Genomic DNA, 11,667 nt, shown 5'->3' on the forward strand with positions numbered 1-11,667 from the left:
AGGCTTCAAAATGGCCAAAGCAGCCGCGCGGACGGCTGCTTTGGCGCGGAAAGGGGTTAACGGGCGAATTCGCGTTCCAGATCGTCCAGCGAAATGCCCCAGCTTTTCATCATATGGCTCAGCAAGGCCATTTCCGGCTCGCTGATGGTGCCGTCTGACTTGCTGATGTCCATGGCCAGCACGCAGGCCAGGATGCGTTTGCGGTGGTCGCTCACCTCGGCCAGCAGGCCGTTGATGCGCTCCGCGTCCAGCAAATGAATGGTGCCGTCGTCGTTGGCTTCGTCGGAGACGTCGTCGCAGTAATCCACCAGCACCTTGGTGAACTGCTTGCGCGGCAGGCCGATCAGGTCGTAGACGTGGAGTTTCTCCAGCAGCTCCAGCTCGCGCGGGTCCATATTGCCATCCGTGATCATAAACATGGCCAGCAGGCGCGCCAGTGCTTCCGGGCTATTGAGTGCGTATTTTCTCATGACGCCTTTCCTTTATTCTGATGTGACGCCTAGCCGCTCCAGAAACGCTGGGGGCATGGCGGCAGGCTTGCGGCTGACGTAGTCGAAGAAGACTAGGCCTGTCTTCAATCTTGCCACTTCTTTCCCGGTTTTGTCATTGCTTGCCTGATAGAGCAGATCGAAACCGCGCGCGCCGACGTCGTCCACGGCCAGCGCGAAGCGCAGCACCTCGCCGTGAAAGGCCTCCGCGCGATAGAGGATGGCGGTGTCCGCCACCACGACGCCCAGGCCCTCGATGCTGAGTTCGTGCGGATAGCCTAGACTTTGTAAAAAGCGCAGCCGCGCTTCCTGAGCCAGTCTCAGCACGGCGTCGTTGCCTAGGTGGCCGGCGTAGTTGATGTCTCCGATGCGGATGTCGACGCGGGTTTCGAATGCGAAGCGCTCAGGCAGGACAATCTGGATTCTGGGCATGATGTGGGCTTTGGGCGAGTGGTTTGGCTGAGTTGTTTGTCTTAACCTGAGTCAACAGGGCAGTGGCATGGTTTGATAGACTGCAAGTGTAAGGCAAATACAACAAGGAGCAGAGTCATGTATCAGCGCATATTCGTACCCGTGGATGATAGTGAAACCTCCAACCTGGCATTGCACGAGGCTTGCCATCTGGCCAAGGAGGTGGGCGCCAGCCTGAAGTTGGTGCATGTGGTGGATTTGGCCCAGTTCGGCTGGGGCGGCACCGAGTTTCTGGACGCGACCGAGCTGCAGAAATCGATCAAGCAGGCGGGCGAGCAGGTGTTGGGCCAGGCCGGGGCCAAGGCCAAAGAGCTGGGCGTGACGGCGGATTGCAAGATTCTGGAAAGCTGGGGCGACAAAATCGCCGCGGTGCTGGTGGACGACGCCGGCGTCTGGGGCGCCGATTTGATAGTGATGGGTACCCATGGCTGGAGCGGCTTAATGCATTTGCTGATGGGCAGCGTGGCGGAGGGCGTGCTTAAACTGGCGGACGTGCCGGTGTTGCTGGTGCGCAACCCGGGGGACTAGGCTGATGGCATGGCGGGCGCCTTGCATGGACGGAGTGAGGCGCGCCGTTGCTTGTCGGACAATCACGCGGGCAAAAATAAAGCCAGCCGGCATCGCTGCGGGCTGGCTTTCCTCGCGGAAGGGGATCAGCCGGCGGTGGCTTCCACGCTGCCGTCCTGGGCTTCCAGCTTGGTGCGAACCGCTTTGCGCAGACTCTTGTACAGGTCCGGGTGGGTTTCCTTCAGGTACTCGACGATTTCGAAGTCTTCGCGGCGAACCTTGGACAGGTCGATCTGCTCGACGTGAACCAGGCGCAACAGTTCGCGCACCGGCTTGGGCATGTTGCGGCCGCTTTCGTAGCGGGAGCCGCCGGACTGGGTCACGCCGATGCGGCTCCAGAATTCTTGCTGGTTCAGGCCGAGCTTGCGGCGGATCTCACGCGGGTTGGGGATCTTTTCAAACAGTTTCATGAGTGTTCCTCTCAGTATCAAAGAATATTGGTTCTAATATTTTTTAGGTTTCGTGCCCTGCACCCTAAAAATAGCAAAAAAAATCCATCAGGAATAATTCTGATGCAAAAAAGTTCATGAAGTTCCGTTAAGAGTCGACTTCGTTTTTTGCAATGTTAGTGGATTCTTATTGTCAAGGACAATGGGATTTGCAGGTCGAGACGCAAAAAGATACTGTGTGGTCGCTTTTTTGTAAAGCGTTTTGGCATTTGAGACTGAAAAAAAAGGGGAGGGGCGGCGAGCCTGACCCCCGGCACTTGCGCTAAATAACTGTGGCTGCTTCCTTCCGGACCTGACCAGGTTCGCTATCGCGCAATGCGGGGAGACCCGCCTCAAGAGAAGACGCATTCTAACGACAAGCGGCCGTTTTGCCAAGCTCGGCGTGCGTTTTTGTCGCGACGCCGGCCGCGGCGTCGGTTGCCGAAGCGCGGCCGCGCAGGCAGACTGGGCGGCATCTATATTAATACTGCGGCAAGCGTGGGAGTGTGTGATGGTTCAATCGGCGCAAGAACTGTTGGCGGAACTGATCCGCTTCGACACCACCAGCCGGCATTCCAATCTGCAATTGATCGAGTGGACGCGCGCTTATCTGTCGCAATTGGGCGTGGAGTCCACGCTGACCTTCAACGACGAGGGCAGCAAGGCCAATCTGTTCGCCCGCATCGGCGCGCCGGAACTGCCGCTGGTGGTGCTGTCCGGCCATAGCGACGTGGTGCCGGTGGACGGCCAGGTCTGGAGCAGCGATCCCTTCGTTCTGACCGATAAGGGCGATGGGCGCTTGTATGGCCGCGGCTCCGCCGATATGAAGGGCTTCATCGCCTGCGTGCTGTCGCTGGCGCCCTGGTTCGCGGAGTTGGCCGCGCGCGGAGAATTAAGGCAGGGCATAGGCATCGCCCTGTCTTACGACGAGGAAGTCGGCTGCCTGGGCGTGGGCCGGCTGATAGACCGCCTGGCGGCGGACGGGGTCAAGGTGTCGGGCTGCATCGTCGGCGAGCCCACCAGCATGCAGCCGGTGATCGCGCACAAGGGCATCGCTCATTTCCTGTGCAAGGTGGGCGGCCGCGCCGCGCATTCCTCGCTTACCCCGCAAGGCGTCAACGCCATCGAGTTCGCCGCGCGGCTGATCACCCATATCCGCAAGCTGGCCGACGCCGAAGCGTCCTTCGGCCATCGTCAGTCCTTATATGATGTGCCGTTCACCACCTTGCAGACCGGCACCATTCATGGCGGCACCGCCTGCAATATCGTGCCCAAGGATTGCGAATTCATGTTCGAGTGCCGCTGGTTGCCGGGCGATGGGCCTGAGCGTTTTGTCAGTTCCGTCCGGGACTACGCCGCCACCTTGTTGCTGGAGATGCGCGAGGTGGCGCCGGAGGCACAGATCGAGATCGAACGGGTGGTGTACAGCCCGGCCTTCGAATCGTCGGAAGACAGCGCGGTGCGCCGCACCGTAGCGCGCTTGTGCGGCTGCGACGGCGGCAAGGGCGTCGCCTACACCACTGAGGCTGGCCTGTTCAGCGAGGCCGGCATCGCTTGCGTGGTGTTGGGGCCCGGCAACATCGAACAAGCGCACCGGCCCGACGAATACATCGACATCGATCAACTGGAGCAGTGCGCGGCCTGGTTGCGGCGACTGGGAGATGAGCTGACGCAAAAACCGTGAAGATTTTTTTGCGCTGATGACCGAATAGCCGCAAAATCGCTGCCGGCGACAAGCCGAACACTCAAGTTGCCCGCCGGGGGGATCCCTTAGGCGGGCTTGTTTTATGGCGGCGTGAGCAGCTGTTCAACGCCCGGTCCCAAGGGGCCGGCGAGCGTTGGCGCCGCGGTAGTCAGAAAGAAAAAATAAATGAGTCAGAACGTGGGATCTGTGCGGCAGGGAGGCGCGGCCAAGTCGCGAGACGGCTTCACCTCCAGCTTTGGCGTGTTGGCGGCGACTCTCGGTTCCGCCGTGGGCCTCGGCAATATCTGGAAGTTTCCTTATCTGACCGGCACCAATGGCGGCGCCGGTTTTTTGGTGGTGTATGTGCTGGCCACGCTGCTGGTGGGTTTGCCGGTGATGATCGCCGAGATCATGCTGGGCCGCAAAGCCAAGCGTGACGCGGTGACGGCGCTGAAGACGCTGGCGCCGGCCGGTCAGCCCTGGTGGCTGATCAGCGCATTCGGCGTGCTGGCCGCCTTCCTGATCATGGCTTTCTATTCCGAAGTGGCGGCCTGGGTCTTCGCCTATGTGTTCAAGTCCTTGGGCGGCGGCCTCTTGTCCAGCGATCCCAAGGTGACCTCGCAGGCGTTTGGCGCCTTGATCTCCGATCCGGTGCAATCCTTGCTGTGGCAATGGCTGGTCTTGCTGCTGATAGGCGGCATTCTGCTGATGGGGGTGTCCAAGGGCATCGAGGCGGTGACCAAGAAGCTGATGCCCTTGCTGTTCCTGCTGTTGCTGGTGATAGGCGCGCGCAGCCTGATGCTGCCCGGCGCGGCCAAAGGGCTGGACTTCCTGTTTACCCCCGATTTTTCCAAGATCAGCGGCGCGGTGGTGTTGACCGCGGTGGGGCTGGCCTTCTTCAAGCTGTCCATAGGTATGGGCACCATGATTACCTACGGCAGCTATTTCCGCGATGATCAGAACATCCCGGTCACCACCTTCCGGGTGATGTGCGCGGACCTGTTCGTTTCCCTGCTGGCAGGCATCGCTATTTTCCCCGCGGTGTTCGCTTTCGGCTTTGAGCCGGCGGCGGGCCCGTCGCTGCTCTTCATCACCATCCCGGCGGTGTTCGCCAGCATGCCGCTGGGCAATGTGTTCATGGTGGCCTTCTTCGTGCTGGCCGCGATCGCCGCCACCGGCGCGATGCTGTCCATTCTGGAAGTGCCGGTGTCGGTGTTCAGCGAGCGCTTCGGCATCAGCCGCGTCAAGGCCACGGTGATCAACCTGCTGCTGCTGGCTTTGGTGGGCGCGGGCTGCGCCTTGTCCAACAGCACGCTGTCCGGTTTCAAGCTCTTCGGCATGACCTTGTTCGATCTGTTCGACTTCGTGACCTCCAATCTGCTGATGCCATTGGGCGGCATCTTCCTCTGCCTGTTCGTCGGCTGGGTGTGGGGTTTCGAACAGCTGAAGCAGGCGCTGAGCAATCAGGGCGCCCTGAAGAACGAGGGCTTGTTGAAAGCGCTGTTCTTCGTGCTGCGCTATGTGTCGCCGCTGTTGATCCTGGTGGTGATGCTGAAGGGCCTGGGCGTGATTTGAGCCCGTGCCGTCAAATAGAAAAAGGAGCCGCGAGGCTCCTTTTTTCATGCCGGCCGGCAGGGGTTTAGGGCTGGGCGGCGTCGTCTTCCGGTATCACCACCGGCGGCGGGGTGAAGCCGTTCAGTTCGCGGGCGTTTTTTTCCAACAGCAGCACAATGCTGGTGTTGAGCGCGCCGAAAGCCCAGCTGACCAGGAAAAACACCGAGTAGGCCGATAGCTTGTCGTTGAACAGGGTTTTGCCGTGCAGACTGAGCTCGGCCGGATCGAAAATGGAGAAGAACACCCCTGTCGCCAGAATGGCGATGATGAAGGAGGGCCAGAACAGCAAGATGCCTTTTTTCATTGAGTCATGCTCCTGTGGCTGCCGCAAGGAAATGCTTGGGTGGCTGATGTCAGGGTAATGGCCGGGCGACGCACTGTCAAAACGCGGCGACGGTGGATGAGCGACCGGAGAACGGCTCTCCATGTTAGACTGTGGCCATCCGGTTTTTCTTGTCCAGCCGGCCAGGGCGAGCGCTTTTGGCCGGTTGTTGCGTAAAGTAATGGAGCCTTGCATGACCTCGATCTTCTCCGCCGTAGAACTGGCGCCGCGCGACCCTATCCTGGGCCTGAACGAAGCATTCAACGCCGACACCCGCACCACCAAGGTGAATCTGGGCGTTGGCGTTTATTCCGACGACAACGGCAAGATTCCGCTGTTGGCGGCGGTAAAGGCGGCGGAGAAGGCGCGTCTTGAAACCATGCCGCCGCGCGGCTACCAGCCGATCGAAGGCGCTCAGGCTTACGACAGCGCGGTGCAGAACCTGCTGTTCGGCGCGGACAGCGAGCTGATCAAGGCGGGCCAGGTGGTGACAGCTCAAGCGCTGGGCGGCACCGGCGCCCTGAAAATCGGCGCGGACTTCCTGAAGCGCCTGAACCCGGCGGCCAAGGTCTATATCAGCAACCCGAGCTGGGAAAACCACCGCGCGCTGTTCGAGTCCGCCGGCTTCGAGGTGGAAAACTACCCGTATTACGACGCGGCCACCCGCGGCGTCGATTTCGAAGGCATGCGCGCCTTCCTGGCGCAACTGCCGGCCGGCTCCGTGATCGTGCTGCACGCTTGCTGCCACAATCCCACCGGCGCCGACCTGTCCGACGCGCAATGGGCCGAGGTGGTGCGGGTCTGCCGCGAGCGCGGCCTGGTGCCTTTCCTGGATATGGCTTATCAGGGCTTTGCCGACGGCATCGACGCCGACGCCGTCGCCGTGCGCCTGTTCTCGGCCTCCGGCCTGCAGTTCTTCGTGTCCAGCTCCTTCTCCAAGAGCTTCTCGCTGTACGGCGAGCGCGTGGGCGCCTTGTCCATCGTCACCGCCGGCAAGGAAGAATCCGCGCGCGTGCTGTCCCAACTGAAGCGCGTGATCCGCACCAACTATTCCAACCCGCCGATTCACGGCGGCGCGGTGGTGGCCGCGGTGCTGTCCAACCCTGAACTGCGTCAGTTGTGGGAAGACGAACTGGCCGGCATGCGCGATCGCATTCGCGCGATGCGCGTCGGCTTGGTCGAGGCGATCAAGGCCGAAGGCGTGGCTCAGGACTTCTCCTTTGTCGCCCAGCAGCGCGGCATGTTCTCCTATACCGGCCTGAGCGCGGCCCAGGTGGAGCGCTTGCGCGCCGACTTCGGCATCTACGCCGTGTCCACCGGCCGCATCTGCCTGGCGGCGTTGAACAGCAAGAACCTGACCTATGTGGCTTCCGCCATCGCCCAGGTGGTGAAGGCGGGCTAAGCCTGGCCGGTTTTGATATCCAGCATCGCCAAAGCCCCGCAAGTCGGGGCTTTTTTTCAATCGGCCTATCGCCGGCCGTAGTCAAGGAGCAGATTCATGCAATTGCACAGCCGCAGCTTTCAAGACGGGGAACGCATTCCGGGCCGCCTGGCCTTCTGCGTGCCGGACGCCGACAGCCATGTCGCGCTGTCCGACAACCTCAACCCGCATCTGGTCTGGAGCGGAGCGCCGGAGGGGACGCGCTCGTTCGCGCTGATATGCCATGATCCGGACGTGCCGTCGCGCGGCGACGACGTCAATCAGGAGGGCAGGGAGGTGCCGGCGGATCTGCCGCGGGTGGACTTCTATCACTGGCTGCTGCTGGACATTCCCGCCGGACAGAGCGAGATCGCCGAGGGCGGCCACAGCGCGGGGGTGAGCGCGCGCGGCAAGAGCGGTCCGGACGCGCCGCAGGGCTTGCGTCACGGCATCAACGACTACACCGGCTGGTTCGCCGGCGACGCGGCTATGGCCGGCGACTACTACGGCTACGACGGCCCCTGCCCGCCGTGGAACGACAGCCTGGAGCACCGCTACGTTTTCACCGTCTACGCCTTGGATGTGGCAGCTTTACCGGTGGACGGCGCCTTGACGCCTGCGAATATCGTCGCGGCTTTGGACGGCCATGTGTTGGCCTCGGCCAGCTTGAGCGGCCGCTATACGCTAAATCCGCGTTTGCTGTAATCGTCCCGCAATGTGAAGAAGTGGCAAAAAGGACAGTTTGTCCGTCTCGCAACGCAGAGGCCTCTGGCAAGGGATTGCAGTAGGCCAATGAAATGCAGCATGATGTTGCGGCGTTTCCCGTCTCCGCGGCTGATTTAGTTCGGGAGCCCGCGCCCGCGCGGCGCTTTGAACCGCGGCCAGCCCAAAGCGGCAAACGATAACAACATCAAAGGGGATTAACTGTCATGGTTGCAAACACTGTTAAAGACAAGCTGCCGGCCGCCGCGTTGGCGACGGGCGCTTTTGACGCGGACGATGCCGATGTGCGCAACAATCTGGGGCTGATGGGCTTGTTGGATGTGAACTCCGGCGATGGCCGCTATCGCCTGACCGCGACGCTGGAGCCGGAAGTCGAAGGCGTGGACGACGTTCAGGCCTGGGTGTTGGAAATGGAGCTCGTGACCCTGGCCACCGGCCAGGTGCTGCGTTGCAAACAGGCCGGCGTCGCCTACGCCGGCCCCACGCCGGGCAGCCATCTGCGCCGCTTGTTGGCCAATGGTCAGCTGCAGGGGTATTTGCAACTGGCCGCCTAGCCGGACCGCGCCGCCAGCAGGGATTAAGCCGCCGCATCATGCCGCGGCTTAATTTTTTTCTCCGCCTGGGCGCTCATCGTCCGCGCGCGCCTGCCGCGAACACTATAAAAAACGGTACAATCGCCGCAGTCGGGCTCGCAGCGGGTGCGGGTCCGGCGGTTAATTTTCGACATCGTCAGAGGTTGTGAACTGTGTGGTTTGTGCTGTGTGTGCTGCTGTTGGTGCTGGGTGCGCTGGCTTGGCTGGTGTATACCGGCCGCGTCGTCTTGTCCGAATGGACCCAAAAGCTGGATCGCTTGTTGGGCATGTCGCCGACGGAGCGTCATGAGCCGGACTACTTCGCGGAGGAGGCCGACGCCGGGCCGCACGCCGCGGAGGCGTGGAGCCGTCCTCGGACCGAGCCGATCGCGTCCCGCGACGCGTCTCCCGCTCCAGCCGAGCAGGAGCCGGCCAGACCGTCCGCGCCACAGCCGTCCCCTGAACGCGAAGCGCCGCCGGCCGCCGTCGAGCGCGAAACCGTAGTCTTGCCGAAACGGCCGGCCGCGCCGCCGCAGGCCAAGCCGGAACTGCCGACGCTGGAACTGTCCCGCGAATACCGCAAGCGCGTGCGCCAGCCGTCGGCCGAGCAAGAGCAGGCCAAGGATCTGCCGGTGATCGGCCTGCATGAGCTGCAACATAATCTGCAGTCGGATTACCGTCGCCGCCAGGCCTCCCGGGTTCTGACGCAGAGCGCCAAGGATCAGGGCGCGTCCGCCTTGCCGGTGATCGAGCCCAGCGAGGTGCGCGAGCAGTTGCGCCACATCCATTCCAAGCGCGGCAAAACCATGGCCGCGTCTCAAGCTTTCGTGATTCGCCCCCAGGCGCTCAAGCCGCAAGAGGCGGAGGAGCCGCAAATCGTGCCGCCGCCCGTGGTGCGGCATGAATTGCCGGCCAGCGCGCGGCCCGCGCATCACGGCTGGCTGTCTCCGCCGCCCGCGCAGGCGCGACCGGCGCCGCCGCTGATCGAGCCCGAAGTGGTGGCGTTCGAGGAGATATCCGCGCCGATGGCGGAGATCGCGCCGCCTAGGCCGGAGGACGAGGCCCAGGCCCCGTCGTCGGAGCCGGCGTCGCCGGTATTCGCGCCGGTCGAGCCCGCCGCGCCGGCGTTTCTGCTTGACGTGGAGCCCAGGTCCGAGCAGGAATGGGCGCCGCCGCCGGCCGAGGCCGCGCCGCCGGATCCCGCGGCCGACGAGGCGGCGTTGCCGCTTATCGACCCGGTTCCGGTTTCCGTTCCGCAGACGGTAGACGAGGCGGAGCCGACGCGGCCGCCGGAGCCGGCGCCGTGGCGCTGGCCGCAAACGCGCTCGGTTCTGGTGCAGGAGGATGAAAAGCCCGCGGTGGTGCAGCAGGCGGTGTTGCCGGCGGAAGAGCCGCCTTCGGCGGCGGCCGCGGCGCGGCAGCTGGCGGCCAAGCCCATGCCCTGGGTCTTGATCGAGCCGCCGCCTGCGGAAGCGAAGCCGGCGGAAGCCTTGGCCGAGCTTCGTCCGCCCTGGGATGCCGAGCCGGCGCCGGAGGCGCCCGAGGCATGGGCGCGGCAGGCGCAGGCCGAGGTGGAGCAGGCGGCGACGCTGGACGCCAAAGCGGAAGCCAAGCCGCGGCCGGTATACGACGATTACGGTTTGCCGGGGCTGGATTTGCTGCGCCCGGCGGACGAGGCGACGGTGACGTGCTCGGAGGAGGAGTTGCTGGAGCGCGGCATCGTCATCGAGGAAAAGCTGGCCGAGTTCAAGGTCAAGGTCAGCGTGGTGGACGCTTACGCCGGCCCGGTGATCACCCGTTACGAGGTGGAGCCGGCGGTGGGCGTGCGCGGCAATCAGGTGGTCAATCTGATGAAGGATTTGTCGCGCGCGCTGGGCCTGGCCGCGATCCGGGTGGTGGAAACCATACCCGGCAAAACCTGCATGGGTCTGGAGCTGCCCAATCCCAAGCGCCAGATGATACGTTTGTCCGAGATCTTCTCCTCCGAAGTGTTCCAGCAGCCGCGTTCGCGCCTGACCCTGGCCTTGGGCAAGGACATCACCGGCCAGCCGGTGGCGATGGATCTGGCCAAGGCGCCGCATCTATTGGTGGCCGGCACCACCGGCTCCGGCAAATCGGTGGGCGTCAACGCGATGATTCTGTCCATGCTGTACAAGGCGCGGCCGGACGAAGTGCGCTTCATCATGATAGATCCCAAGATGCTGGAACTGTCGGTGTACAACGACATCCCGCATCTGCTGGCTCCGGTGGTCACCGATATGAAGCTGGCGGCCAACGCCTTGAACTGGTGCGTGGGCGAGATGGAGCGCCGCTACCGGCTGATGAGCGCGCTGGGCGTGCGCAATCTGGCCGGCTACAACGACAAGGTGAGCGAGGCCGAAGCCATGGGGCAGCGCATCGGCAATCCGTTCAGCCTGACGCCGGAAACGCCGGAGCCCTTGGAGGCCTTGCCCTTCATCGTGGTGGTGGTGGACGAGTTCGCCGACCTGATGATGGTGGCCGGCAAGAAGATCGAGGAATTGATCGCGCGGCTGGCGCAGAAGGCGCGCGCCGCCGGCATCCATTTGATCCTGGCCACTCAGCGGCCGTCGGTGGACGTGATCACAGGTCTGATCAAGGCCAATATTCCGACGCGGATCGCCTTCCAGGTGTCCAGCAAGGTGGACAGCCGCACCATTCTGGACCAGATGGGCGCGGAAAGCCTGCTGGGTCAGGGCGATATGCTGTTCCTGCCGCCGGGAACCGGTTATCCGCAGCGCGTGCACGGCGCCTTCGTCACCGACGACGAAGTGCACGCCATCGTCGAACATCTGAAGCAGTTCGGCGAGCCCGATTATGTGGAAGGCCTGCTGACCGGCGAGAGTGAGGCGGAGGAGGAGTCCGCCGCGGCCACGGCCAAGGCGCAGGCGGCGACGGAAAGCGACCCGCTGTACGACGAGGCGGTGGAAATCGTGATGCGCACCCGCAAGCCGTCTATTTCATCGGTGCAGCGCCATCTGCGCATAGGCTATAACCGCGCCGCGCGGCTGATCGAGGAAATGGAAGCGGCGGGCATTGTCAGCCCGATGGAAAGCAACGGCAACCGGACGGTGCTGGTGCCGCAGCGCGAGTTCTGATTCGTGTGTCGCCGCATGAAAAAAGCGCGCCCTAGCGGCGCGCTTTTTCGTTTCTTATGCGTGGACGGGGGTCAGCGACGGCGCTGGTCCTGATCGTTGCGAATGCGGATCGGAGCCAGTTGGTCCTGGTCTTCCACCGGGCCGCTCAACATCTTGGCGACGACGACCACAGCGGCGATGAGGGCGAATAAAAGCAAAATTTCCATGGCATGGCTCCCCGAGGCTTGAGTACGAACTTGTTGGTGAAGACGATTGCCGGCCA

Annotated in this window: 12 protein-coding genes and 1 other RNA gene; 7 read left to right on the forward strand and 6 right to left on the reverse strand. The window is 63.1% G+C overall.

The genetic code is table 11. From position 1 onward, the window contains the following. Nucleotides 1-56: 56 nt before the first annotated feature. Complete coding sequence (locus tag QUG03_RS18670; RefSeq protein WP_107798822.1) at nucleotides 57-470, reverse strand: tellurite resistance TerB family protein; 414 nt, start codon at nucleotides 468-470, stop codon at nucleotides 57-59. Between the two features lie 12 nt (nucleotides 471-482). Next, entirely contained in the window at nucleotides 483-920 is a 438-nt protein-coding gene (locus tag QUG03_RS18675) for an acyl-CoA thioesterase (protein WP_107798823.1), read from the reverse strand. A gap of 117 nt (nucleotides 921-1,037) precedes the next feature. Here QUG03_RS18675 and QUG03_RS18680 point away from each other — a divergent pair, with 117 nt between their 5' ends. Then, a complete protein-coding gene (locus QUG03_RS18680) occupies nucleotides 1,038-1,487 on the forward strand; it encodes a universal stress protein (protein WP_107798824.1) in 450 nt (149 codons plus the stop codon). 125 nt (nucleotides 1,488-1,612) lie between these two features. On the opposite strand, the gene QUG03_RS18685 is transcribed toward QUG03_RS18680, so the two are convergent. Both QUG03_RS18685 and ffs read right to left on the reverse strand, forming a co-directional pair. Beyond that, on the reverse strand, nucleotides 1,613-1,936 hold the full coding sequence (locus QUG03_RS18685) for a helix-turn-helix domain-containing protein (protein WP_107798825.1): 324 nt from the start codon (nucleotides 1,934-1,936) through the stop codon (nucleotides 1,613-1,615). A 272-nt stretch (nucleotides 1,937-2,208) separates the two neighbouring features. Beyond that, an RNA gene (gene ffs / locus QUG03_RS18690) (signal recognition particle sRNA small type) lies at nucleotides 2,209-2,307 on the reverse strand. 158 nt (nucleotides 2,308-2,465) lie between these two features. Here ffs and argE point away from each other — a divergent pair. Next, nucleotides 2,466-3,638 (forward strand): acetylornithine deacetylase, encoded by a 1,173-nt coding sequence (gene argE, locus QUG03_RS18695; RefSeq protein ID WP_107798826.1) that lies wholly within the window; start codon nucleotides 2,466-2,468, stop codon nucleotides 3,636-3,638. A gap of 186 nt (nucleotides 3,639-3,824) precedes the next feature. Beyond that, entirely contained in the window at nucleotides 3,825-5,213 is a 1,389-nt protein-coding gene (locus QUG03_RS18700) for a sodium-dependent transporter (protein ID WP_227103392.1), read from the forward strand. 64 nt (nucleotides 5,214-5,277) lie between these two features. Here the strand turns inward: QUG03_RS18700 and QUG03_RS18705 are convergent, their stop codons facing one another. Continuing rightward, the gene (locus QUG03_RS18705) at nucleotides 5,278-5,556 is read right to left on the reverse strand and encodes a hypothetical protein (protein WP_107798828.1); all 279 of its coding nucleotides are present in this window, start codon (nucleotides 5,554-5,556) and stop codon (nucleotides 5,278-5,280) included. 220 nt (nucleotides 5,557-5,776) lie between these two features. On the opposite strand from QUG03_RS18705, the gene QUG03_RS18710 reads away from it, so the two are divergent. The 4 genes from QUG03_RS18710 to QUG03_RS18725 all read left to right on the forward strand — a co-directional run bounded on the left by QUG03_RS18710 (nucleotide 5,777) and on the right by QUG03_RS18725 (nucleotide 11,405). Continuing rightward, entirely contained in the window at nucleotides 5,777-6,976 is a 1,200-nt protein-coding gene (locus tag QUG03_RS18710) for an amino acid aminotransferase (protein ID WP_500820710.1), read from the forward strand. Nucleotides 6,977-7,072: 96 nt separating this feature from the next. Next, on the forward strand, nucleotides 7,073-7,699 hold the full coding sequence (locus QUG03_RS18715; RefSeq protein WP_253313617.1) for a YbhB/YbcL family Raf kinase inhibitor-like protein: 627 nt from the start codon (nucleotides 7,073-7,075) through the stop codon (nucleotides 7,697-7,699). A 224-nt stretch (nucleotides 7,700-7,923) separates the two neighbouring features. Further along, on the forward strand, nucleotides 7,924-8,271 hold the full coding sequence (locus QUG03_RS18720) for a hypothetical protein (protein ID WP_107798831.1): 348 nt from the start codon (nucleotides 7,924-7,926) through the stop codon (nucleotides 8,269-8,271). Between the two features lie 191 nt (nucleotides 8,272-8,462). Next, complete coding sequence (locus QUG03_RS18725) at nucleotides 8,463-11,405, forward strand: DNA translocase FtsK (protein WP_500820653.1); 2,943 nt, start codon at nucleotides 8,463-8,465, stop codon at nucleotides 11,403-11,405. A 71-nt stretch (nucleotides 11,406-11,476) separates the two neighbouring features. Here QUG03_RS18725 and QUG03_RS18730 read toward each other — a convergent pair whose 3' ends face one another. Beyond that, on the reverse strand, nucleotides 11,477-11,611 hold the full coding sequence (locus QUG03_RS18730) for a hypothetical protein (RefSeq protein ID WP_019100128.1): 135 nt from the start codon (nucleotides 11,609-11,611) through the stop codon (nucleotides 11,477-11,479). Nucleotides 11,612-11,667 lie beyond the last annotated feature (56 nt).

The sequence above is a fragment of the Chromobacterium sp. CCUG 30098 genome (assembly GCF_059916605.1).

Coding starts and splice junctions, on each gene's coding strand:
- argE (WP_107798826.1), top strand. CDS start 2,466: ATGGTTCAATCGGCGCAAGAACTGTTGGCGGAACTGATCCGCTTCGAC.
- QUG03_RS18680 (WP_107798824.1), top strand. CDS start 1,038: ATGTATCAGCGCATATTCGTACCCGTGGATGATAGTGAAACCTCCAAC.
- QUG03_RS18715 (WP_253313617.1), top strand. CDS start 7,073: ATGCAATTGCACAGCCGCAGCTTTCAAGACGGGGAACGCATTCCGGGC.
- QUG03_RS18675 (WP_107798823.1), bottom strand. CDS start 920: ATGCCCAGAATCCAGATTGTCCTGCCTGAGCGCTTCGCATTCGAAACC.
- QUG03_RS18730 (WP_019100128.1), bottom strand. CDS start 11,611: ATGGAAATTTTGCTTTTATTCGCCCTCATCGCCGCTGTGGTCGTCGTC.
- QUG03_RS18700 (WP_227103392.1), top strand. CDS start 3,825: ATGAGTCAGAACGTGGGATCTGTGCGGCAGGGAGGCGCGGCCAAGTCG.
- QUG03_RS18685 (WP_107798825.1), bottom strand. CDS start 1,936: ATGAAACTGTTTGAAAAGATCCCCAACCCGCGTGAGATCCGCCGCAAG.
- QUG03_RS18705 (WP_107798828.1), bottom strand. CDS start 5,556: ATGAAAAAAGGCATCTTGCTGTTCTGGCCCTCCTTCATCATCGCCATT.
- QUG03_RS18720 (WP_107798831.1), top strand. CDS start 7,924: ATGGTTGCAAACACTGTTAAAGACAAGCTGCCGGCCGCCGCGTTGGCG.
- QUG03_RS18670 (WP_107798822.1), bottom strand. CDS start 470: ATGAGAAAATACGCACTCAATAGCCCGGAAGCACTGGCGCGCCTGCTG.